The 21,645-nt window shown below is 71.2% G+C and carries 22 protein-coding genes and 2 pseudogenes; 14 read left to right on the top strand and 10 right to left on the bottom strand.

Annotated elements, in window-relative coordinates:
• Positions 1–121 (bottom strand): annotated as a pseudogene (locus ABZS66_RS23390) (helix-turn-helix domain-containing protein); the annotation flags it as partial.
• A gap of 398 nt (positions 122–519) precedes the next feature.
• Between ABZS66_RS23390 and ABZS66_RS23385 the strand changes: the two are divergent.
• The gene (locus ABZS66_RS23385; protein WP_354760905.1) at positions 520–1,368 is read left to right on the top strand and encodes a hypothetical protein; all 849 of its coding nucleotides are present in this window, start codon (positions 520–522) and stop codon (positions 1,366–1,368) included.
• Here the strand turns inward: ABZS66_RS23385 and ABZS66_RS23380 are convergent.
• A complete protein-coding gene (locus ABZS66_RS23380) occupies positions 1,356–2,243 on the bottom strand; it encodes a polysaccharide deacetylase family protein (RefSeq protein ID WP_354760903.1) in 888 nt (295 codons plus the stop codon). The two genes, ABZS66_RS23385 and ABZS66_RS23380, sit on opposite strands and share 13 nt — an antisense overlap.
• A gap of 85 nt (positions 2,244–2,328) precedes the next feature.
• Complete coding sequence (locus ABZS66_RS23375; RefSeq protein ID WP_354760916.1) at positions 2,329–3,201, bottom strand: A/G-specific adenine glycosylase; 873 nt, start codon at positions 3,199–3,201, stop codon at positions 2,329–2,331.
• A 16-nt stretch (positions 3,202–3,217) separates the two neighbouring features.
• Here ABZS66_RS23375 and ABZS66_RS23370 point away from each other — a divergent pair, with 16 nt between their 5' ends.
• From ABZS66_RS23370 to ABZS66_RS23360, 3 genes are read left to right on the top strand one after another with little or no spacing between them, the layout of a single operon-like run.
• Entirely contained in the window at positions 3,218–3,736 is a 519-nt protein-coding gene (locus ABZS66_RS23370) for an ACT domain-containing protein (RefSeq protein WP_354760901.1), read from the top strand.
• On the top strand, positions 3,733–4,251 hold the full coding sequence (locus ABZS66_RS23365) for a peptide deformylase (RefSeq protein ID WP_354760899.1): 519 nt from the start codon (positions 3,733–3,735) through the stop codon (positions 4,249–4,251). The genes ABZS66_RS23370 and ABZS66_RS23365 overlap by 4 nt, the downstream gene beginning before the upstream one ends.
• Positions 4,252–4,311: 60 nt before the next feature.
• The gene (locus ABZS66_RS23360; protein ID WP_354760897.1) at positions 4,312–4,980 is read left to right on the top strand and encodes an adhesin; all 669 of its coding nucleotides are present in this window, start codon (positions 4,312–4,314) and stop codon (positions 4,978–4,980) included.
• 39 nt (positions 4,981–5,019) lie between these two features.
• Here ABZS66_RS23360 and disA read toward each other — a convergent pair whose 3' ends face one another.
• On the bottom strand, positions 5,020–6,072 hold the full coding sequence (gene disA, locus ABZS66_RS23355) for a DNA integrity scanning diadenylate cyclase DisA (RefSeq protein WP_354760914.1): 1,053 nt from the start codon (positions 6,070–6,072) through the stop codon (positions 5,020–5,022).
• A 183-nt stretch (positions 6,073–6,255) separates the two neighbouring features.
• Here disA and ABZS66_RS23350 point away from each other — a divergent pair, with 183 nt between their 5' ends.
• Complete coding sequence (locus ABZS66_RS23350) at positions 6,256–6,840, top strand: hypothetical protein (RefSeq protein WP_354760895.1); 585 nt, start codon at positions 6,256–6,258, stop codon at positions 6,838–6,840.
• 665 nt (positions 6,841–7,505) lie between these two features.
• Here the strand turns inward: ABZS66_RS23350 and radA are convergent.
• The 3 genes from radA to ABZS66_RS23335 form a co-directional block, all read right to left on the bottom strand.
• Positions 7,506–8,912, bottom strand: coding sequence for a DNA repair protein RadA (radA, locus tag ABZS66_RS23345; protein ID WP_354760893.1), 1,407 nt, complete (start codon positions 8,910–8,912; stop codon positions 7,506–7,508).
• Between the two features lie 34 nt (positions 8,913–8,946).
• A complete protein-coding gene (locus ABZS66_RS23340) occupies positions 8,947–9,702 on the bottom strand; it encodes a hypothetical protein (RefSeq protein WP_354760891.1) in 756 nt (251 codons plus the stop codon).
• Between the two features lie 96 nt (positions 9,703–9,798).
• On the bottom strand, positions 9,799–10,620 hold the full coding sequence (locus tag ABZS66_RS23335) for a UbiA family prenyltransferase (RefSeq protein ID WP_354760889.1): 822 nt from the start codon (positions 10,618–10,620) through the stop codon (positions 9,799–9,801).
• 54 nt (positions 10,621–10,674) lie between these two features.
• On the opposite strand from ABZS66_RS23335, the gene ABZS66_RS23330 reads away from it, so the two are divergent.
• Together ABZS66_RS23330 and ABZS66_RS23325 are read left to right on the top strand one after the other, a co-directional pair.
• Complete coding sequence (locus ABZS66_RS23330) at positions 10,675–11,376, top strand: methyltransferase domain-containing protein (RefSeq protein WP_354760887.1); 702 nt, start codon at positions 10,675–10,677, stop codon at positions 11,374–11,376.
• 20 nt (positions 11,377–11,396) lie between these two features.
• Positions 11,397–12,413 carry a type III polyketide synthase gene (locus ABZS66_RS23325; RefSeq protein WP_354760912.1) on the top strand — a complete coding sequence of 339 codons (1,017 nt, stop codon included), beginning with the start codon at positions 11,397–11,399 and terminating at the stop codon, positions 12,411–12,413.
• On the opposite strand, the gene ABZS66_RS23320 is transcribed toward ABZS66_RS23325, so the two are convergent.
• On the bottom strand, positions 12,410–13,183 hold the full coding sequence (locus ABZS66_RS23320; RefSeq protein ID WP_354760885.1) for a hypothetical protein: 774 nt from the start codon (positions 13,181–13,183) through the stop codon (positions 12,410–12,412). The two genes, ABZS66_RS23325 and ABZS66_RS23320, sit on opposite strands and share 4 nt — an antisense overlap.
• 364 nt (positions 13,184–13,547) lie before the next feature.
• Between ABZS66_RS23320 and ABZS66_RS23315 the strand changes: the two genes are divergently transcribed.
• Both ABZS66_RS23315 and ispD read left to right on the top strand, forming a co-directional pair.
• The gene (locus ABZS66_RS23315; protein WP_033363204.1) at positions 13,548–14,033 is read left to right on the top strand and encodes a CarD family transcriptional regulator; all 486 of its coding nucleotides are present in this window, start codon (positions 13,548–13,550) and stop codon (positions 14,031–14,033) included.
• A gap of 39 nt (positions 14,034–14,072) precedes the next feature.
• Complete coding sequence (gene ispD, locus ABZS66_RS23310; protein ID WP_354760883.1) at positions 14,073–14,768, top strand: 2-C-methyl-D-erythritol 4-phosphate cytidylyltransferase; 696 nt, start codon at positions 14,073–14,075, stop codon at positions 14,766–14,768.
• 247 nt (positions 14,769–15,015) lie between these two features.
• Here the strand turns inward: ispD and ABZS66_RS23305 are convergent, their stop codons facing one another.
• A complete protein-coding gene (locus ABZS66_RS23305) occupies positions 15,016–15,753 on the bottom strand; it encodes a VTT domain-containing protein (protein ID WP_354760882.1) in 738 nt (245 codons plus the stop codon).
• Positions 15,754–15,855: 102 nt separating this feature from the next.
• On the opposite strand from ABZS66_RS23305, the gene ispF reads away from it, so the two are divergent.
• Together ispF and ABZS66_RS23295 are read left to right on the top strand one after the other, a co-directional pair.
• Positions 15,856–16,332 carry a 2-C-methyl-D-erythritol 2,4-cyclodiphosphate synthase gene (gene ispF / locus ABZS66_RS23300; RefSeq protein ID WP_354760910.1) on the top strand — a complete coding sequence of 159 codons (477 nt, stop codon included), beginning with the start codon at positions 15,856–15,858 and terminating at the stop codon, positions 16,330–16,332.
• The gene (locus tag ABZS66_RS23295; protein WP_354760880.1) at positions 16,333–16,710 is read left to right on the top strand and encodes a PPOX class F420-dependent oxidoreductase; all 378 of its coding nucleotides are present in this window, start codon (positions 16,333–16,335) and stop codon (positions 16,708–16,710) included.
• Here ABZS66_RS23295 and ABZS66_RS23290 read toward each other — a convergent pair.
• On the bottom strand, positions 16,697–17,872 hold the full coding sequence (locus tag ABZS66_RS23290) for a homogentisate 1,2-dioxygenase (RefSeq protein WP_354760908.1): 1,176 nt from the start codon (positions 17,870–17,872) through the stop codon (positions 16,697–16,699). The two genes, ABZS66_RS23295 and ABZS66_RS23290, sit on opposite strands and share 14 nt — an antisense overlap.
• A gap of 84 nt (positions 17,873–17,956) precedes the next feature.
• Between ABZS66_RS23290 and ABZS66_RS23285 the strand changes: the two are divergent.
• The 3 genes and pseudogenes from ABZS66_RS23285 to ABZS66_RS23275 form a co-directional block, all read left to right on the top strand.
• Positions 17,957–18,787: pseudogene (locus tag ABZS66_RS23285) on the top strand (hypothetical protein); the annotation flags it as partial.
• 164 nt (positions 18,788–18,951) lie between these two features.
• Entirely contained in the window at positions 18,952–20,151 is a 1,200-nt protein-coding gene (gene fahA, locus ABZS66_RS23280; RefSeq protein ID WP_354760906.1) for a fumarylacetoacetase, read from the top strand.
• A gap of 117 nt (positions 20,152–20,268) precedes the next feature.
• A complete protein-coding gene (locus tag ABZS66_RS23275; RefSeq protein ID WP_354760878.1) occupies positions 20,269–21,618 on the top strand; it encodes a PQQ-binding-like beta-propeller repeat protein in 1,350 nt (449 codons plus the stop codon).
• The last annotated feature ends 27 nt before the right edge of the window (positions 21,619–21,645 follow it).

The raw sequence follows: 21,645 nt of genomic DNA, 5'->3' as shown, positions 1-21,645 counted from the left end.
AGTGCCGCTCAACCTCCCGCAAAATCGTCGACGGCGCCCGGCCCAACCGCCGCCCGATCTCCCGCCACCCCGCACCAGCCGCCAACCCGACCGCGATCTCTTCCCGCTCTTCCAACGTCAACCGACCAGCCACCAGCTACAACACCCCAATCACATCGATCATGCCTCGGGTGTTGCAACCACCAGTTGAGCCCGCCGGGGCAGCCAGTTTCTTCCCTTGATCATGAAGCAGGGGCCGGTCGGCCGAGGGTGAGGCGGCGGTTCACCCCATCGGTAGGAATTCCCTGGTTTCAGCGGCGTCCGGGTGGGGAAGCGGCACAGCCGTGCTGCGCGGTGGGAGTCGATGTCTTCGGCCTGGGGCGAGGCTGTCCCGGGAACCGGGTGGCCGGGCGGACGGTGGGCGGCGGTCGTGTCTGCGGCTCGCCGTGTTCAGTCGTTCGGAGCGAAACGGTCGTGCCATGAGGCCGATTGACCGGGCGGGGGCCCCGGAACGAGCGACGGCAGGCTATCTTGCCGGGCGTGGGTAAGGAGCGCCTCGGGTCTGGCCCCGCACGGTTCGGGCGCCGGCCCGCGGTGCCGCCCATCTCCCGCGGTGCGCTCCTGGAGCGGCTCGACCGGGTCGACCGTGGGGTGACGCTCGTCGTCGCCGGGGCCGGAGCCGGCAAGTCGACGCTGCTCAGTGCCTGGTCGGCGGCCCGCGGCGCAATCTTTCTCAACCTTGAGTTCGACCCGGCCCGGAGCACCGCCGGCGGGACGCTCGTCGTGGACGAAGCCGACGAGCGCCACGTCGAGTGGCTGACCACGCTTCCCAATCGCCGGGTCGTCGTCGCTGCCCAGGCACAGCTGCCGATCGACGCGCGGCAGACGGTGACGGCGCGGGAGCTGTCCTTCGCCGAGGACGAGACGTACCAGGCGCTGGGGGCCGCGCTCGGCGACGCGGCCGGGGCCGACACGCTCGCGCCCGACCTGCACCTGCTGACGCACGGGTGGCCGCAGGCCGTGGGGCTCGCGGCCGCCTGGCTGGCCCAGCAGAAGAGCCGGGCCGAGCGGGCGGCGAAGCTGCGAAGCCTGGCCCGGGTTCACGGGCCGCTGGAGCAGTACCTCGTCGGCGCCGTGCTCGACGGGCTGGCCAGGGACGATCGGGAGCTGGTGCAGAAGCTCGCGTACCTGCCCGGCGTCGACGCGCGGCGGGCCGATCGGCTGGACCTCACCGAGGACCTCGTGGCCCTGCCGCCGTTCGTGCAGCCCGTCGCCGGGAAGCCCGGGTGGTTCGCGGTGCCGGGCGGGCTGCGGGCGGCCGTGCAGAGCGAAGCGCCGCTGTCACCCGAGGCGGCAGCGGCGCTGAAGATCGCCTATCAGGGGATGTAGTCCTCCAGCAGGGCCGGGGTCAGGCCGGCCGCGGCGATGGCCTGCAGGGCCGCGATGAAGTCGTCGACGAAGCGGTCGCGGAAGTGCATCAGGATCACGTCGCCCTGCCGCACCGTCTTGCCCTCCTGGAAGCGCACGATGCCCTTGTCGACCGTCTCCTTCCAGAAGAGACCGGCCTTCATGCCGCACTCGTGGATCACCTTCATCGTCGTGGCGTCCTTCTCGCCGAACGGCGGGCGGAAGAGCGTCGGGCGCTTCCCGAACATCTGGCCCAACTGGTCGGCCGAGCCGCAGATCTCCTTGCGCTGGAAGTTGTACGGCTTGCCCTTGAGGCTCTGATGGCTGATCGTGTGCGCCTCGATCACGGCGCCGGCGTCCTGGAGGCGTTTGAAGTACGCGGGATCGTCCTTGATCGCATTGATCGTCAGGAACAGCGTCACGGGCACGTCGGCCTCACGGAACAACTCGAGCGCCTCGGGCCGCTTGATCCAGCCGTCGTCGATGGTGAGGAAGGCGACCGGCTGGTCGGTCGGGATCCGCGACAGCCACGGCGCGCTGTCGCCCTCGGGCACGTTGATGTGGTGCGGCGCCGGCGGCTTGCCGAACTTCGGCAGGCGCCCCTGGTAGGCGCTGCCGGGCGGCGGCAGGGCCGACGACGCGGGTGCACCGGTGGGGCTCTTGGACGGCTGCGCGGAGCCGGCGGGCTGCACAGGAGCTTCCGTGGACGGTGACGGCGCAACCGACACCGCGGGCGAGGCGCCGGCGCTCTTCACCGCCGAGTGGCCGGCCTTCGCCGCGTCGTCGCAGGCGGCCAGCACGGCGACCATCGTCAGGCCGATGGCGAGGCGACGCGCGGTCCTAACACCGATGAGCACGAACGCAGCGTATCGGGCGGAGAGGTGTCGTGGGGGTGAAGAAACCCACCCGAACGGCGTGCAACTATCCAAATAGTTACGTCCGTCATCCAGGAAGCGTGAAGGTGCCGGCCCGCTCGCGGACCAGGCCGTCCGACAGCAGCCCGTGGAGCGCCCGTTCGCGCTGCTCAGCGTCGGGCCACACAAGATCCAGCTCGCCGAGCGGCACCGGGTCGTCGGCAGCCCGCAGGACCGCCATGATGAGTCCGCGGACATATCGATCCGTCCCGTGGTACCGCTGAGTCCTCCGGCTCGGACCCTCACTCGGCGGCGACCCGGCCAGCCGCCAGGCACAGACCGCCGTCAGCGGGCACTCGTCGCAGCGTGGGGTGCGGGCCGTGCAGACCACGGCGCCGAGCTCCATGAACGCGACCGAGGCGGTCGCCGCAGCCTCGTGGTCGGCCGGCAGCAGCACCTCGACGGCGCGCAGGTCGGCCGGGGTCGTGGCCGCGCCGCCGTCGGCCGCGCCCTCGACCGCCCGGGCCACCACGCGGCGCACGTTGGTGTCGACGACCGGGTGGCGCTGGCGGAACGCGAACGCGGCGACGGCGCGGGCCGTGTACATGCCGATGCCGGGCAGCGCGAGGAGCGCGTCGACGTCGTCGGGGACCTCGCCGTCGTGCCGCTCGACGATCGCGGCGGCGCAGGCGTGCAGGCGCAGGGCGCGGCGCGGGTACCCCAGCCGGTCCCACGCCCGGATCGCCTCGCCGGGCGGGTCGGCGGCCAGGTCGGCCGGCGTCGGCCAGCGCTCCATCCAGCGGTGCCAGGCCGGCTCGACCCGCGACACCTGGGTCTGCTGGAGCATGACCTCGCTGACGAGCACGCCCCACGGCGTGGCGTCCGGCTGGCGCCAGGGGAGGTCGCGGGCGTTGGCGTGGTACCACGCGGTGACGGTCTCTGCGATGGCGGAGGTAGCGATACGCAAGGATAAGCGAGTGAACGAGTACGCCGTCACCGTCATCGGGCACGACCGGCCCGGCATCATCGCCGACGTCGCCGAGATCCTGGCCCGGCTCGGCCTCAACCTGACCGACTCCACCATGACCCGGCTGCGGGGCCACTTCGCGATGACGCTGGTCTGCGTCGGGCCGCCCACCGTCGAGGAGATCGAGTCGGCGCTGGAACCGCTGACCGAGGGCCGGACCCTGCTGGTCACCGTCCGCCGGGTGGTCGAGGAGCCGACGTACGAGGCGACCGGCAGCCACCACGTGCTGACCGTCCACGGCGCCGACCGGCTGGGCATCGTCGCGTCGCTGAGCCGGACGCTGGCCGAGGCCGGCGGCAACATCACGGACCTCACGACCCGGCTGGCCGGCCAGCTGTACGTCGTCGTGGCCGAGGTCGACGTGCCCGAGCGGGTCGACGTCGAGGCGCTGGGCGCGGCGCTCACGGCGGCGGCGGAGCGGCTCGGCGTCGAGGCCACGTTCCGTGCGGCGGAAGCGGACCTGCTGTGACGCTCCCCGAGGGCGTGGTGTTGCCGGTCGTCCGGGCGCCTTCGACGGTACTGTCGACGCCCGGTGAGACCGTGGACCCCACGGCGCCGGAGATCCTCCAGCTGGCGGCAGACCTGCTCGCGACCGTGAAGGTCTCGCCCGGCTGCGTCGGCCTGGCCGCGCCGCAGGTGGGGGTCGGCGCGCAGGTGTTCGCGGTCGACGTCACCGGCCATCCGAAGGCGCGCACGACCCATGGCGCGTTCGTGCTGTGCAACGCGCGGATCGTCGAGGCGTCCCAGTGGCAGAAGGGCCGCGAGGGCTGCATGTCGGTCCCGGACCTCACCGGGGACGTGAAACGGGCCAACCGGATCGTCGTGGCCGGGTACGCTCCCGGCAGTACCGAAGAGACGCAAATCACCACGGATGCCTTCGAGGCGCGCGCGCTCCAGCACGAGATCGACCACTGCGCCGGCCTGCTGTTTCTCGATCGTGTCGCGGGCGCCCACGCCGTGTACGCCCGGAAGGTCTATCTCTGAGCGGAGTTCACGGCGCGCCTCGCCGATCACTGAGCGTTCCCCCGATACGGTGAGTGCATCATGAAAATGACGGTTGGCCCGCTGCCTGCTGGCGTCTACTGGCGGCGCCGCGCGATTGTGGGCGGGGTGCTGCTGATCGTCGTGCTCATGTTGTGGACGTCCTGCGGCGGCGGCAACGACCCGAGCGACAACAAGACCTCCGGCAACGCTTCGGGGGCCGCCCCGACCACCTCGTCGGCTTCCACTTCCGCTGAACCGACGATCCAGGTGCCGACGACGGGCGAGGCTTCTCCGTCGGCTTCTCCGTCGGCGTCCTCGGCCGCACCGACCGTCACGTCGACGGTCCCGCTGTGCGCCGACGCCGACCTGTCGCTCACCGCGGCGCCGGAGCAGCCGGCGCAGTTCCGTGGCGCCTACCTGAAGTTCTTCCTGCGGATCAAGAACATCTCCAACCACGACTGCGCCCGTGACGTCGGCGCCGATTATCAGGAGTTGTACCTCCAGTCCGGCGGGTCGAAGATCTGGTCCTCGGACAAGTGCGACCCCCCGCACGGCAGTGAGCTGAGGACGCTCAAGCCGGGCATCGAGGTGGAGTACAGCAACACGTGGAACGGCAAGGCGACCGACAACGGCTGCGAGAACCGCGAGGCTCCGCCCGCCGGCAAGTACCAGCTGATCGGCCGCCTCGACACCAAGATCAGCGAACCGGTGACGGTCCAGCTGACCTAGCCCTTGCCGGGGCTTGAGTCGGGGCTTTCGTCGAGGCCGCTAGACGTAGCGCTCGAGGATCGACGCCTCAGCCAGGCGAGACAGCCCCTCGCGGATGCCGCGCGCCCGGGCGTCGCCGACGCCGTCCACGGCCTGGAGGTCCTCCACCGTGGCGCCCAGCAGGCGCTGGAGGCTGCCGAAGTGCTCGACCAGCCGGTCGACGACCGGGCTCGGCAGCCGCGGCACCTTGGCCAGCAGCCGGAACCCGCGCGGGGACACCGCGGCGTCGAGGGCGTCGCTCGCCCCCGGATACCCCAGCGACTTCGCCACCGCGACCAGGTCGATCAGCTCGGTGGCGGACAGTGCGTCGAGCTCCTCCAGCGCGTCGTCCGACGACCGGGTGCGCCGCCCGCTGGGCGTGTAGTCGCGGATCACCAGCGTGCGGTCGGCCTCGACGCCCGCCATGAGCTCCTCGAGCTGCAGCGCGAGCAGCCGCCCGTCGGTGCCCAGCTCGACCACGTAGCCGGCGATCTCGTCCGCGATCCGCCGCACCATGTCCAGGCGCTGCACCACGGCGACGGCGTCACGCACCGTCACCAGGTCCTCGATCTCCAGCGCCGACAGGGTCCCGCTGACCTCGTCCAGCCGCAGCTTGTACCGCTCGAGGGTGGCCAGCGCCTGATTGGCCTTCGACAGGATGGCGGCGGAGTCGTCGAGCACGTGGCGCTGCCCGTTGACATACAGCCCGATGATCCGCATCGACTGGCTGACCGAGATCACCGGATAGCCGGTCTGCTTGGCGACCCGCTCGGCCGTGCGGTGCCGCGTGCCGGACTCCTCGGACGGGATCGTCGGGTCGGGCATGAGGTGCACCGCCGCCCGGACGATGCGCGTGCCGTCGCTCGACAGGACGACGGCGCCGTCCATCTTGCAGAGCTCCCGCAGGCGGGTCGCCGAGAACTCGACGTCGAGCGGGAACCCGCCGGTGCAGATCTGCTCGACCACCCGGTCGTGGCCGAGCACGATGAGGGCACCGGTGCGCCCGCGCAGGATGCGCTCCAGCCCGTCCCGCAGGGCGGTGCCGGGGGCCATCAGGGCAAGGGTGGCACGCATTGGGTCGGCGCCGGGCAGCGCGGCGGCCCAGCCCCCGATGAGGCCGGTGTTGGCGCCGGCCCGGGTGGGCTCGCGGTCAATCGGCACCTGCACAGTCTACGGATCGTCGGACGTACGGTGCTGGTGCGGTATCGACCCAGCCCGTACAGTGGGCGGATGCCATCGCTCGATGGATCGTGATGAATGGCCGGTTCGGAATGGATCGAGTGGCGGCGCAGCTTCCCATCCCGATCCCTGTCGACCCTGGCGTGGTACGCGGTCTGCGCGACCCTGGCCGTCCTGCTGGTCCGTGCGCTCTTCGCCGGCGAGCCCGCGGTGCTCGACTCGGGCGCCCACAACCCGCTCGCCGACGCTCCGATCTGGATGCTCGCGGTCGCCTGCGTCGGCGTCGTCCCGGCGGTCCTGTCGGTGGCCCGCCGCCCGCGCGTCGGCGCCAACCACTTCGCCCTGACGGTCCGCCCGGGTTGGATTCGTACGCTGGTCCTGCCGTGGTCGCGGGTGGCCGAGGTGTCGATGGTGGAGATCGAGGGTGAGCGGTACCTGGTGATCGGCCTGCGCGCAAGCCTGGACCGCACGGGGACGAACCCGGCCTGGCCCGACCGGAGCGTGCTGCGCGAACTGGCAAAGTCGGACGCCCGCCGCGCCGGCCACTACGACGTGGCGGTCCGCCTGCGCGACTTCGCCGGCGGCCCGGAGAGCCAGATGAGTTCACTGGCGGCGTTCGCCCCGGACGAGGTCCACATGAAGAACCACCTACCAAGCTCATGATCGATGGCGCGTCCTGGCTGCCATAGCAACCAGAACACTCCATGGATCACGGCTCCCCATGATCAAGGGAAACATCTGGCTGTCCTGGCAACCAGATGTTTCCCACGATCATGAGGCTGACGGGGGCCGCGCGCTGATGGTGGGCGACATTTCGGATATGTCGGCCGAGGAGCGGTGTGCTGGCTGCGGGATGGCGCACGCGATCTTGGACCTTTGGTCCTGAATTTGTCCCCTTTATCGGATATTTCCGGGACCACAACTCCAAGATCGGCGGGGCGAGGGCCGAGCGGTGTCCGGCGGCCGTCGAGGTGCCGGTCCGGGAGGGCCGACGTGGGTGCGGAAGCGCATCCGTTGGGGGTGCGGAGATTCCTGGTCGACCGGCGCGCTGGTCCGCCGACCCGCCGGCGACAGTGCCACTGCGCTCGGTGCAGGTCGAGACCCCAGGCGCAGTGGCGCGGTTCGTCGACCCGCCGGCGAAAAGCGTGCAGGTCGAGATCCCCGGGCGCAGTGGGCGTTGTTCGGTGTCCGGTGGCGGACGGAGCTCCCCGCGTGGACGGAGCTCCCCGTGCGGACGGAGGGTCCGGGCGGACTGGGCTCCGAGCGGACGGAGGGTCCGGGCGGATGGGGCTGCGCGTGGACGGAGCCCACCGCGTGGGGTGGGTGGGTCAGTCGTCGGTGGACTCGGCTGTGGCCTTGACCGCGTAGTGGAGGGCGGTGCGGATGTCGCCCACCTCCAGGACGCGCATGCCCGGTGGTGTGACGCCCGTGGCGGCCGGGCCGCAGCCGGGTGGGACCAGGGCGAAGCGGAAGCCCAAGCGGGCGGCCTCGGCCAGGCGGCGGGGGACGGCGCCGATGCGGCGGACCTCGCCCGTCAGGCCCACCTCGCCGATGGCGACCAGGTCGGGGGGCATCGGGAGGTCGTGGGCGGCGGAGGCGGCGGCCAGGGCGAGAGCCAGGTCGGCGGCGGGCTCGGTGACGCGGAGGCCGCCGACCGTGGCCGCGTAGACCTCGCGGTCGTGCAGCTGGATCTGGGCGCGGCGCTGGAGGACGGCCAGGACCATGGCCAGGCGGGCCGAGTCGAGGCCGGAGACCGTGCGGCGCGGTGAGCCGGGCATCTGGGCGCCGATCAGGGTCTGGACCTCGGTGACCAGGGCGCGGCGGCCCTCCATGGCGACCGAGACGCAGGTGCCGGAGACGGCGTCGGCGTAGCGCGTGAGGAAGAGGCCGCTCGGGTCGGGGAGGCTGGTGATGCCGCCCTCGTGCATCTCGAAGCAGCCGACCTCGTCGGCGGCGCCGAAGCGGTTCTTCAGGCCGCGGACCATGCGCAGCGACGAGTGCTTGTCGCCCTCGAAGTTGAGGACCACGTCGACGAGGTGCTCCAGGACGCGCGGGCCCGCGACGTTGCCGTCCTTGGTCACGTGGCCGACCAGGATGGTGGCCAGGCCGCGCTCCTTGGCGACGGCGACCATGGCGGCGGTGACGGCGCGGACCTGGGTGACGCCGCCGGCCACGCCGTCGGTGCCGGGGGCGGAGACGGTCTGGACCGAGTCGAGGACGAGCAGGCCGGGCTTGACGGCGTCGAGGTGGCCGAGGACGGCGGAGAGGTCGGACTCGGCGGCCAGGTAGAGCCGCTCGTGCAGGGCGCCGATGCGCTCGGCGCGCAGGCGGACCTGGCTGACCGACTCCTCGCCGCTGACGACCAGCGACGGGGTGTCGCCGTGCTTGGCCCACTGCTGGGCCACGTCGAGCAGGAGGGTGGACTTGCCGACGCCGGGCTCGCCGGCCAGCAGGACGACGGCGCCGGGGACGATGCCGCCGCCGAGGACCCGGTCGAACTCGCCGACGCCGGTCGGGCGGGCCTTGGCCGGGGCGGCGCTGATCTCGGCGATCGGGCGGGCCGGCTCCAGCGGGGCGCGGGACGGGACGGCGCGGAGCGCGACGGGGCCGGCCGGGCCGGCGGCGGACTCGATGACCGAGCCCCACTCACCGCACTCCGGGCACCGGCCGGTCCACTTCGGCGGCCGATGCCCGCAGACGTCGCACTCGTAAGCCGCGCTCTTCGCCTTCGTCACACCCGAAAGCTAGCCGACGGGTATGACAGAAACGCTATTCGCCGTGCTCCTCGTTCTGCACGACCGCGCTCGGCTTCGGCAGCGGGGTCAGCGGCGGCGACATCGGGAGCTCGGGGAGCGTGGCCGTGGTGGTCTTGCCGTCGGCGTAGGTGAAGGTGAGCACCACGTTCGCCTGGGCGGCGCCCGCCTCGAGGGCGTCGGTGAGCTTGCTGATCGCGAGATACGTCTTGGTGTCGGGGCTCAGGGCCACGAAACCGGCGACCGGGATCGCGATGTTGATGTCGGTGGCGCCGGCCGGCGCCTGGGCGGGCGACGGCGCCGTGGTCGACGGGGCGGCGTTGGCCGACGCGACGTTCGACGGCGAGCCGCTCGGCTTGCGCGAGGTCGACAGGGACGGCGACGGCGACGTGTTGGTCGGGGTCGGCGAAGGCGCGGCGGCGGCGGCCTGCGCGGCGCCGACCAGCACGACCGTGCCGCCGGTTCCGACGCTGACCCCGGTGAGCTTCACCGGCTGCGTGGCGTTGTTGAAGATCCGGACGCTCAGCGGCACCGTCGAGCCGGCCTTGTACCCGTCGGCGTAGACGATCATGGCGTCCCGGACGGCGATCAGCCCGTCGGCGCTGTTCACGGCCACGCCCGGCACGGCGGCGACCTGGGTGTCGGTTCCGGTGATCTGACCGGCTCCGCAGGCGGAGAGCAGGCCCACGCTCAGCGCGGCGGAAGCCAGGAGCGCGGCGCCCAGCACCGTGCGGCGGCGAGCCAGCGGCGTAGCCGGAGTCGAACGCGTCACCTTGGGTCCTCCATCTGGTGTCCCATCAACGGGTGGCCGCACTACAGCCTAGATGCCCTTGATCTGCTGATCACGCGCACCCTGAACAATGTGACGTCAGTCCAGTCGCAGGCCGCTGACCAGCAAAAACACCACATCGATGAGCGCTACCGCGATAACGGCGAGGAAGGGGACCCGGGAGGACGGATCGCGGCGCATGGAGTACCAGCCGAACGACAATGCGATCAGGGCGAGCGCGAGGGCCGGCCAGAAAAGCAGCGCCGGTGGCCCCGGCGGACCGAACGCCAGGACCGCCGTCGCGCTCAGCAGCAGTACCGCTGCCGCAAAAAGCGACCCGGCGCGCCCGAACATCTGCGGCAGGCCCCGCACGCCCGTGCGAACGTCGTCGTCCAGGTCGGGCAGGGTGTTGACGAAATGCGCCCCGGCCCCGAGCAGCCCACCGGCCGCCAGTAGCCACAACGGCGGCGTCCGGCCCGCGCCCAGCGCCACGAACGCGGGCAGGCACGCGAACGACACCGCGTACGGCAGGACCGACACCGGCGTGGACTTGAGCGGCCAGTCGTAGAGCAGGGCCGAGGCGAGCGCGAGCGTCGCGACCAGGCCGGCCTGCCAGCCGGACAGGAACCCGAGCGGCACGCAGGCCACGGCCGCGGCCGCGCCGAGCGCCCCGACCAGCCGGCGGGAGAGCCTCCCGGCGGCGACGGGCTTGTCGGTGCGGCCGACGGCGGCGTCGCGGGGCGCGTCGACGGCGTCGTTGACCCATCCGATCGAGAGCTGGCTCGCCAGTACCGTGGCCGCCGTCGCGACGACGCCGGGCCAGGGCCGATCGAGGCCGATCGCCAGCAGGGCGGCGACCGCGGTCACCCCGGCGGCGGGCTCGGGGTGGCTGGAGCGCAGGAGCGAGATCGCAACCGACACCCGGCAAGTGTGGCCGCTGGAGGGGTTCCATGTCAGGCTCGTTCCATGCCAGCGGTGCGGCGCGCACGCAACGACCCGGGTCAGTACGACGACCTGGCCGGCGAATGGTGGCGCCCCGGCAGCCCGCTGTCCATGTTGTACTGGCTGGCGCGCGCCCGGGCGAACCTGATCCCGCCCGCCGAGCGGGACGGGGCGGTCCTGCTCGACCTCGGCTGTGGCGGCGGGCTGCTCGCCCCGCACGTGGCGGACAAGGGGTACCGGCACGTGGGCGTCGACCTCGTCGTCTCCGGCCTGGAGCAGGCGGCGGCGCACGGTGTGGTGCCGGTGCGGGCCGACGCGACACGGCTGCCGTTCGCCGACGCGAGCGTCGACGTGGTGAGCGCGGGTGAGTTGCTGGAGCACGTGCCGGACGTGCCGGGGGTGATCGCCGAGGCGTGCCGGGTGCTGCGCCCGGGCGGCTGGCTCGTCCTCGACACGATCAACGACACAACCCTGGCCAGGCTGGTCGCGGTACGCCTGGCCGAGTTCGTGATGCCGGTCGTGCGCGGCATCCACGACCCTGCGCTGTTCGTCGACCCGGGCCGGCTGCGGGACGAGTGCGCCAAGCATGGCGTGCCGCTCGACGTGCGCGGGATCCGTCCGACCCTGCCGGCGCTGACCCGCTGGCTGGTGACCCGCCGCAATGCGGTGCCGATCGTGCCGACGTTCACGACCGCGATCCTCTACCAGGGGCGCGGCAGGAAGGGGATTCCGTGACGGGTGCCGCCATAGCGGGGATGGGCGTGACCTTTCCCGACCCGATGCGCCAGGACGAGGTGTGGGCAGGCTACTTCGAGCGGCACTACAACGGCTCCCCGCGCAAGGGGCTGGCCAAGCGGATCTTCGCCAACTCCGGCGTGGTCTCCCGGCACGGCGCGGTCAATCCGTTGATCGAGGACGCGTCGAACTGGTCGACGGGGCAGCGGATGATCCGGTACCTCGCCGAGGCGCTGCCGCTGGGCAAGGACGCCGTCAGCAGCGCGCTGGACGCGGCCGGGCTGCGCCCCGACGAGATCGGGCTGTTCGTCGTCTGCTCGTGCACCGGGTACGCCACGCCGGGCCTCGACATCCTGCTGGCCCGCGACCTGGGCATGGCGCCGACCACCCAGCGGCTGTTCATCGGGCACATGGGCTGCTACGCGGCGCTGCCCGGGCTGGGGGCGGCGTCGGACTACGTCGCCTCGCGCGGCCGGCCGGCCGTGCTGCTCTGCCTGGAGCTGACCAGCCTGCACGTACAACCGCCGAGCGATGATCCGCAGCAGATCGTGGCGCACGCGCTGTTCTCCGATGCCGCGGCGGCGATCGTGCTGGTCCCGGGCGAGGCGGGCACGGGGGTGGCCGACATCGCCGCGGTCACCGACACCGCGACCGCGGACCTCATGACCTGGGACGTCACCGACCTCGGCTTCCGGATGGGCCTGTCGCCGAAGGTGCCCGACGTGCTGTCGATCTACGTCGGCGACCTGGTCGGCGGCCTGCTCGACCGGCACGGGCTGACGCTGTCCGATGTGGACGGCTGGGCGGTGCACCCGGGCGGCCCGCGCATCCTCGACGTCGTGCGGGACGAGCTGGCCCTGCCCGAGGCGGCGCTGGCCGAGTCGCGCGGCACGCTGGCAGCGCACGGGAACTGCTCGTCGCCCACGGTGCTGCTGATCCTGGACGCGCTGCGCCGCCGGGCCGCGGGCCCGCCGCGGACGACGATGATGTTGGCCTTCGGGCCGGGATTGACCTTGTACGGCGTGTTGCTGCGTTAATGCAGCGTCTGTAGGTCGTCGACGAAGTCGGTCGTGCTGGTGACGTTGCGGGAGGTCTTCGTGACCTTGCCCGTGGAGTCGACGAGCACGGCCGACGTGGTGCGGTCGGCGGTCAGGGCCGGCACCGCGGCCCGCACCGAGTTGTTCGGGTCGGCGGCGGCCTTGACCGGCACCGCCGTGTCCAGGCCGATCGGCAGGGTGGGGACCCGGGTGGCCACGACGAGAACGGTGGTGGGTTTTCCGGGCTTCGGGGAGGCGCCGGCGCCAACGGCGTCCACAGTGGTGGTGATGAGGTGCTCGCAGCTGCAGCCCTCGACGAGCAGGATGATCGCCGGCGCGACGTCCTTGATCGAGATCGCGGTGCCCGCCGCGTCGAACAGGGTCAGCCCGGCCAGTGATACCGCCACCGGCGCACTGCTCGGCGAGGCGACGTGTGGGGTGGTCCGGGGCGCGTGTCCGGGCCAGGCCACGGCGAACAGGCTCACAAGCGTCGCGATGACCGCGATCGACATGATCAGCAGCGGCACCGCGAGGCCGGGCGAGTCGTCGGTGGTCCGGCGCACGGGCTCGGGGGCGAGGTGGAGCAGGCGGCGCCAGCGGCGGCGGACGGAGGCGCGGCGGAACTGTCGACGGATCTTAGCGCCTTCGTCATCGAGCGCACCGGGATCGTCGGGGATGATGATCGTGCCCCACTCAGGTGGGAGGTCAGGCAGGCCACCACCTTCTTGCGGTCGATCGCCACCGCCGTTGTCTCCGCGCAGCGTGCCCATCGCTGTTCTCCTCGCACCTGCCTCAACTTTCCCTCACGCGGCGCCTGCGCGCCAGAGGGCGTTCATCGAGATGTGTGCGCGTTTTTCGACGCTCCGCCGCTGGTGGCGTTACTCAGCGTGGCGATCTGGGATACTGGAGAGGTGGAGGTAGACACTTGCCGTAATCAATCCGATATGTCCGACTGGCAGGTCATTTGTGGGTGCTGCGGGTTGTTGATCCATTACACAGCAGGTTCCACGATTCCTGTCAAGCGGGAGAAAGGGGACTCACATGTGTTCTGACCTGCGCGAATGCCTGTCGCTGGGGTGGGACGACAGCGCGTGACCGTGTTACCCTAGACACAGCGAAAGGGGTTTCGAACCTATGGTTTTCAGTGTCGGCGAGACCGTTGTCTACCCCCACCACGGGGCCGCACTCATCGAGGCAATCGAGACTCGGGTCGTCAGGGGCGAGGAGAAGCAGTATCTCGTCCTCAGGGTCGCTCAGGGTGACCTGACGGTGCGGGTGCCCGCCGAAAACGCCGAGATCGTCGGCGTGCGCGAGGTGGTCGGCGAAGAAGGCCTGACGAAGGTCTTCGACGTCCTCCGCGCTCCGCACACCGAGGAGCCGACCAACTGGTCGCGGCGTTACAAGGCGAATCTGGAGAAGCTGGCCTCCGGCAATCCGCTCAAGGTCGCTGAGGTCGTGCGTGACCTTTGGCGTCGCGATCGCGAGCGTGGTCTGTCGGCCGGCGAGAAGCGCATGCTCGCCAAGGCTCGGGACATCCTTGTCGGCGAGGTGGCGCTCGCTGAGAAGAGCACCAAGGACGAGGCGGAGACGCTGCTCGACAAGGTGCTGACCGAGGCCTGACATTCCAGCCTGGCTATCCCTTCGACCGAGGACCGCGACGTGACGGCGCACCCCAGTGTGCGTGGTGACGTCGCGGTCCTCGTGCCTGCGGCCGGTATGGGGATCCGACTCGGACCCGGCGGCCCCAAGGCACTTCGACTCCTGCGCGGCGAGCCGCTCCTGGTTCATGCGGTGCGGCGGGTTGCCGCCGCTCCCAGCGTGGGCTGCATCGTGGTGGCCGCCCCGCCGGACGCCGTGAGCGACGTGGAAGCGCTGCTCGCGCCGATCGCCTTCCCCAATGGTGCGGTGGTGGTCGTCGCGGGCGGCGCGACCCGGCAGGCCTCCGTGGCCCTCGCCCTGGCCGCCGTGCCGGCCTCTTTCGACATCGTGCTCGTCCACGACGCGGCGCGCGCCCTCACTCCACCGTCGCTGGTGGAGGACGTGGCGGCAGCGGTCCGTGGGGGGCACGCCGCGGTCATACCCGTTCTGCCGGTGGTCGACACCATCAAGCGGGTGGACGATTCGGGGGCGGTGCTGGGCACGGTCGATCGGTCTTCGTTGCGGGCGGTGCAGACCCCGCAGGGCTTCCGCCGCGACGTACTCCTGAAGGCCCACGAGGCCGCCGTGGACGACCACACTGACGACGCGGGCCTGGCCGAGCAGCTCGGCGTGACGGTGCAGACAGTGCCGGGCTCCGAGGCCGCGCTGAAGATCACGCGGCCGTTCGACCTGTCGATCGCGGAGCTGCTGCTCTAGGTCGTTCCATGATCGATGGAGAGTTCCGGCTGTGATGGCGACCAGAGGCTTCCATCGATCATGACCGCATCTGCGGGCGGTAGCTGGCCGGGTTGCCGACTACTGCGTGTAGTCCCTGGGCCGTGACTTTCCGTGACGCATCAGGTCTGATGCATCCAGACTGATGCATCAAAATTGATGTATCAGGGCCGATGTATCAGGGCCGATGTATCAGAACTGATGCATCAAGCTTGATGGGCGACGCGGGTCAGGCCGTCGCAGGGGCGGCCGGGGAGATCGGGGCCGTCTTCGGCGCGTGGTGCTTGCGGGGGCGGCGGCGCCAGACCAGCAGGCTGCCGATCGAGCCGCCGATGCCCAGGGTCAGGATCACCACGCCGGCGATCGACATGCCGGCCGCGTCGCCGCGGGCCGTGGCCGAGCCCAGGGCCGCGTAGGCCAGGGTGGCCGGCATCGCGCCCAGGATCGTGCCGCTGATGAACGGCAGCAGCCGGACCCGGGTCGTGCCGAACAGGTAGTTCGAGACGCCGAACGGTACGAGCGGGATCATCCTCGAAATCACCACGGCCAGGATGCCGCGCTTGGCCACGGCCTGCTCGATCAGCAACAGGCGGCCGCGGAGGTGCCGGGCCATGAACTCGCGGCCGAGATACCGCCCGACGGTGTGGGCCAGGATGGCGCCCAGCGTCACGCCGACCAGGATGTACATCGCGCCGCTGGAGAAGCCGAACAGCAGGCCGCCCACGGCCGACAGCAGCGTCCTGGGCAGCAGCGCGGTCGTCAGCAGGGCGGTGCCGAAGACGGCCAGCACGGGAGCGAACGGGTGATCCGGGCTCACCGCGTGGGAGAGTGACGCGCGGTCGGGGCCGACCACAATCATCACCACGAACATGGTCGCCACCAGCAAGGCCAGGGCGCCGAAGCGCAAGGCGGCTCCGGTGCGCCACCACGGCTGGGGGCTCTTCGGGGTCGTCAGTTCGCTGCGCACCCGACCCAGCCTAGGCCCGGATCGCCTTCCTGCCGAGTCCGATGACAACTCGGCAACCGGAAGTTCACGGTTGTGCACCAATCGTCGTACCCTCGCGAAGTGATGTTGATCGGTACCGGGACGGACGTCCACGCCTTCGAAAAGGGCCGCGACTGCTGGGTCGCCGGGCTCAGGTGGGAGGGCGTCGACGGGCTCGCCGGGCACTCCGACGGCGACGTCGTCGCCCACGCGATCTGCGACGCGCTGCTGTCCGCGGCCGGGCTGGGTGACCTCGGGGCGAACTTCGGGACCGGCCGGCCCGAGTGGGCCGGCGCCTCGGGCGTCACCCTGCTGCGCGAGACCGCCCGGCTGGTCCGCGACGCCGGTTTCGAGATCGGGAACGTGTCGGTGCAGGTCATCGGGGTGGCCCCCAAGGTCGGCAAGCGCCGCGCGGAGGCCGAGAAGACCATGCGCGAGGCGCTCGGCGGGATCGTCCGGCTGTCCGGCACGACCACCGACGGGCTCGGATTCACCGGCCGGGGTGAGGGGCTCGCGGCCACCGCCGTAGCGTTGATCTACCCCGTGCAGAAAGAGGCCTGAGTGAACGACACCCTCCGCGCGCTGCTCGACCGCAAGGCGTTCCTGGTGCTGGGCACCGTCAACCCGGACGGCGGGCCGCAGTCCAGCGTCATCTGGGCCAGGTATGACGGCGACGAGCTGGTCTTCTCGACCATCCGGGGCCGCCGGAAGACCCGCAACATGGAGCGGGACCCGCGGGTGTCGATCTGCGTGTACGACCCGGCGAACCCGTACCGGTACGTCGAGGTGCGCGGCACCGTCACCCTCACCGAGGAGGGCGGACCCGAGCTGATCAACGAGCTCTCCCTCGCCTATGACGGGGTCCCCTTCACCGAGAAGGTGCCCGGGGTCACCCGGGTGGTCTGCCGGGTGACCCCGTCGAAGGTCATCGAGCACTAGGCGGGTTGTTCGCCCAGGTCCAGGCGTAGCCCGCGTCCTCGATGCCCAGCGCGGGCTCGCAGAGGTCGAGCGGGCGGAACGTGTCGACCATGACCGCGAGCTCGTCGAACGCCTCGACGCCGATCGCGCGCTCGACCGCGCCCGGCTGCGGGCCGTGGGTGAAGCCGCTCGGGTGCAGCGAGATGGAGCCCTGCTCGATGCCGGAGCCGCGGCGGGCCTCGTAGCTGCCGCCGGTGTAGAACAGCACCTCGTCGGAGTCGACGTTGTGGTGGTTGTACGGCACCGGGATGGCGAGCGGGTGGTAGTCGACCTTGCGGGGCACGAACGAGCAGATCACGAAGTTCGGGCCCTCGAACGTCTGGTGGACCGGCGGCGGCTGGTGCACCCGGCCGGTGATCGGCTCGAAGTCGTGGACCGAGAACGCCCACGGGTAGAGGCAGCCGTCCCAGCCGACGACGTCAAATGGGTGATTTGCGTAAATGTGCTCGGTCCAGCCCCGGCGGTGCTGCACAAGCACGGAAGTGTCAGACCCCTCCTGGAGGATGGGCGCCGAGGGGCCACGGAGGTCGCGCTCGCAGTAGGGAGCGTGCTCCAGGAACTGGCCCCGCACCGACAGGTAGCGCCGCGGGGGGCCGATATGTCCAGTCGCTTCGATCGTCAGCAGCTTCACCGCTCCGCCGACCGGGACAAGCCGGTGGATCACCGACGTGGGGACGATCGCGTAGTCGCCCTCGGTCAGCTCCAGCACGCCGAAGGTCGTCTCCAGCGTGACCGCGCCGGCGGAGACGTAGAGGCACTCGTCGCCGACCGCGTTGCGGTAGAGCGGCGAGGGCAGCGACGCCTCGACGTAGGAGATGCGCACGTCGTCGTTGGCCAGCAGGTGCTGGCGGCCGAGCACGGCGTCGACAGGCCCGCCGCCGATCTTGCCGGTCTGGAAGTGGCGCGGCTTGAGCGGCAGGTTCGGGATCCGCGACCAGGCGGGTGGAGTGAACTCGGTGGCCGAGACGATCGCCGTCGGGCGGTTGCGGTGATAGAGCAGCGACGAGTCGCTCGAAAAACCCTCCTGCCCCATCAGCTCTTCCGCGAACAGGGAGCCGTCTGGTTGGCGAAACTGGGTGTGGCGCTTCGGCGGCACGTCGCCGACGCGGCGGTAGTACGGCATCACGGCCTCCACGGTGAAAGTTGGAGTGTCCGGATAGCGGACGTAGTTGTCCGCCCTGTATAGCGTCCATTAGATTCGGAAGCCGTGTCAAACGCAGTGCCGCCCCTGCTGACAGCCCTCATTGACGACGCCGCCGTGTTCCCGCCGGGCAGCGCGGCGCTCGCCGATGCCGTTCCCGCACACGACGGCCATCGTGCGAGCTGGTATTCGCCGCTCATCGGCCCGCTCCTGCTCCCCGTCGCCGACCTTGCCGACCCGGCCCTGGCCAGCCATGCGCACGGCCTCGGCGTGATCGGCGAGGCGGGCGCGATCGAGCGCGCCCTCTCCGATCCGGGCGGGCTCGCCGGCCTGGACATCCGGCAGATCGAGAGCCCCGTCGCGAAGCGCGGCGAGGACCCGGGTCCGGGCATCAAGCGACTCGCCGCGTTCATGCGGGCGGGTGAGACGCCCTGGGAGTGGTATTTCGAGGTCCCGCTGACCTGGGGGCTCATGTCGGCGCTCGACGAGCTGGCCGACCTGCGGGCCGAGGGGCTGCGGGCGGCCGCGAAGTTCCGCACCGGCGGGCTGGCGGCGGAGCTGTTCCCGACGCCGGTGGAGCTCGCCGCGGTGATCTGCGCCTGCCGGGATCGGGAGATGCCGTTCAAGCTGACCGCCGGGCTGCACAATGCCGTCCGGCATACGGACGCGGAGACCGGTCTGGTGCACCACGGGTTCCTCAACGTGCTGGCCGCCGTGCTCGCCGCGGCCGACGGGGCCGAGCCGGCCGACCTGTCGATCATCCTCGGCGGCACCGACGCGATTCCGCTCGCCGAGGCCGTCCATGCGGCGCTCGAGCGGCCGCGGCCGCTGTGGGTCGGGTTCGGCAGCTGCAGCGTGCAGGAGCCGGTGGCCGATCTCACGGCGCTCGGGCTGCTGCACCGGCCGAAGGGGCACGGGCCGACCGGGCTGACCGCCATCGGGCCGACCACCGGCACCGAGGGGCTGGCCGGGGGACGAGCGGACGGGAGCGGGGGAGGAAGCGGTGGTGAGCGGTCCGGGCGGGCCGGGTGGAGCTGTGGGTGGCCCGCGGACGGTGCGCGGTGACCTGGCTGGAGCTGGGTGAGGGCCACCCGTTCGGGGTGCACAACCTGCCGCTGTGCTCGTTCGGGCGGGAGTGTGCCGAGTGGGTCGGCGTGCGGATCGGGGACCGGATTCTCAACCTGGCCGGGGCCGAGCATCTCGGGCTCGTCGACGCCGGCGGGAGCCTCGACGGGGAGACGACGCTCAACCGGTTCCTGGCGCAGGGGCGACCGACCTGGACCAGGCTGCGGGAGCAGCTCACCGAGCTGTTCACCGACGGCCGCCACCGGGAGAAGGTCGAGCCGCTGCTGTTCGACGTCGGTGACGTGCGGCTCAACCTGCCGTTCGAGGTGGCGGACTACGTCGACTTCTACTCGTCCGAGCAGCACGCGACCAACCTCGGGAAGCTGTTCCGGCCCGGGATGGAGCCGCTGCTGCCCAACTGGAAGCGCCTGCCGGTCGGGTATCACGGGCGCGCCGGGACCGTGGTCGTGTCGGGCACCGAGGTGCCGCGGCCGTGGGGGCAGCGGAAGCGGCCCGACGACGCGGCGCCGACCTACGGGCCCTCGGAGCGGCTCGACATCGAGGCCGAGCTCGGGTTCGTGGTCGGGGTCCCCTCCGCGGGGGCCGTCGGCGTGGACGAGTTCCGCGAGCATGTGTACGGGGCGGTGATCGTCAACGACTGGTCGGCGCGGGACCTGCAGGCGTGGGAGTACCAGCCGCTGGGGCCGTTCACGGCGAAGTCGTTCCGGACGTCGGTCTCACCCTGGGTGGTGTCGCTCGACGCGCTCGACACCGCCCGCGTGCCGGCGCCGGTCCAGGAGCCCGAGGTGCTGCCGTATCTGCGGGGGCGGGAGCACGTGGGGTACGACATCCGCCTCGAAGTGACGTGGAACGGGACGGTGGTCGCGCGACCGCCGTTCGCGGGGATGTATTGGACGCCGGCCCAGCAGTTGGCGCATCTGACCGTGAACGGCGCATTCGCACGCACCGGTGATCTGTATGCGTCGGGGACAATCTCGGGGGATTCGCCGGAGGAGGTCGGATCGTTCATCGAGCGGACATGGAACGGCGCACAGCCGGTCCGGCTTTCGGATGGTTCTTCTCGTAGTTTTCTGCTGGACGGGGACACGGTGACGATTTCGGCGACCGCGCCCGGGGTAGATGGCGCTGCGGTTGCCTTCGGTGAGGTGACCGGGACCGTGGTGCGGGAGTTGTGATGAACGTGTGAGTCTCCTGTCGATAGACGGTCACCGTGAGCGGATCGCGACAATCGCCGGGTATGGTGCCCGGCGGAGGTGGTTATGGGGACGGGTCGGTCAGGGGTTCGGCGACTCGTGCGGCCGGGCAGTTGGCCCAGGCCCGTACGCCGGATCTTCACCGCGCTCTTCGCGATCGTGGTGCTGTCGGCCATGGGGATCACCTCGTACCGAACACTCAAGCCGGCCGAGACGGTGAGCAGCGCCAAGCGGCCCGTGCCGTCGCCCGAGCCGATCAAGTCGATCCAGTACGGCGAGCTGCCGTCCGCGCCGCTGATCGTCGAGGGGCGCCTGCGCGTCTACACCGAGCAGCGGCGGGTCTTCGCCGACACGCCGGTGACGGCGCTGCGCGAGATGACGCCGCACTGGGCGTACCGGCGGTGGCCGGCCGAGGTCGTCTCGGTCGTGGCCGTGGAGAAGCCGGCCAGCGGGGTCGGGCTGTCCGTCGTGATCACGAAGTGGTCCGACGGGGAGATCGTCGCGCTCGACGCCGAGAAGGGTGACATCGTCTGGCAGGTGCGCATCGAGCCGGCCGACGGCGAGACGTTCAAGGGGCGGCGGACCGGCGCGAAGACGATGTACGAGCCGGAGGACCTGTTCGTCACCGCCTCCGCGGTCGACAAGCAGCCGGTGGTGATCGCGACCGGGAAGGACACCGCGTACGCGATCGACCCGAGCGACGGTCACCTCCGCTGGACGAAGTCGTTCGCCGCCCAGCCCGGGTGCCGCTCGAACGACTGGACCGGCACCGACGCGTACTTCGTGAAGGACACCTGCAGCAAGCCGGCCACGCTGGAGATCTACGACGCGGCGACCGGCGTGATGCTGAACACATGGCGGCCGCCGGGCGCGTCGATCGGGCCCGACAACGTCACCAACTGGTTCCTCGAACCGACCTCCTGCCAGCTCGGCCGGTCCGGGTGCGCGGTGTTCAAGGCCGCGCCGACCGGCGACGTCGTGAGCTTCGCCGACGCGGCGGCCGGGGTCGGCTCGCTGACGCCGACGTACTGGTCGCTCGGCGCCGACCACCTGGTGCGCCCCGAGCCGGTGGTCGACAAGGACACCATCGTCGTGGTCGGCGACACGGTCGCCCAGCAGGTGACCGGCGGCTACGTCTGGGCGTTCTCGCGCACGACCGGCCAGCGGCTGTGGATGTCGGAGGTCGCGGGCGCGCTCATCGGCGGCGACCAGCGCAACATGTACATCATCAACAACGAGTATCAGCTGCTGGTGCTGAACCTGGAGACCGGCGCGGTCACGTCGAGCACCGAGCTGCGCATCCGGCCCGAGGACAAGTTCGTCTACAGCGAGTACTACCTGCACTCCGGATACCTGGTGGTCGAGCGCCTGCAGACCACCAAGGAGTCGGAGATCGACGACAAGTACTACTTCAGCATGAACACGGTGGTCCTGGTCGGCATCGGCTGACCTCGGACGCTCCCGGCGGGAGGCGCG

Origin of the sequence: Dactylosporangium sp. NPDC005572 (assembly GCF_040605515.1) — a bacterium.
In the GTDB taxonomy this organism is placed as follows: domain Bacteria; phylum Actinomycetota; class Actinomycetes; order Mycobacteriales; family Micromonosporaceae; genus Dactylosporangium.
The sequence above is the reverse complement of the archived record's forward strand: the minus strand, read 5'-3'. Positions and strand labels throughout refer to the sequence as shown.

Coding starts and splice junctions, on each gene's coding strand:
- ABZS66_RS23315 (WP_033363204.1), top strand. CDS start 13,548: ATGGTTTTCAGTGTCGGCGAGACCGTTGTCTACCCCCACCACGGGGCC.
- ABZS66_RS23325 (WP_354760912.1), top strand. CDS start 11,397: ATGGGCGTGACCTTTCCCGACCCGATGCGCCAGGACGAGGTGTGGGCA.
- ABZS66_RS23320 (WP_354760885.1), bottom strand. CDS start 13,183: ATGGGCACGCTGCGCGGAGACAACGGCGGTGGCGATCGACCGCAAGAA.
- ABZS66_RS23350 (WP_354760895.1), top strand. CDS start 6,256: ATGGCCGGTTCGGAATGGATCGAGTGGCGGCGCAGCTTCCCATCCCGA.
- ispF (WP_354760910.1), top strand. CDS start 15,856: ATGTTGATCGGTACCGGGACGGACGTCCACGCCTTCGAAAAGGGCCGC.
- ABZS66_RS23360 (WP_354760897.1), top strand. CDS start 4,312: ATGAAAATGACGGTTGGCCCGCTGCCTGCTGGCGTCTACTGGCGGCGC.
- disA (WP_354760914.1), bottom strand. CDS start 6,072: ATGCGTGCCACCCTTGCCCTGATGGCCCCCGGCACCGCCCTGCGGGAC.
- ABZS66_RS23290 (WP_354760908.1), bottom strand. CDS start 17,872: ATGCCGTACTACCGCCGCGTCGGCGACGTGCCGCCGAAGCGCCACACC.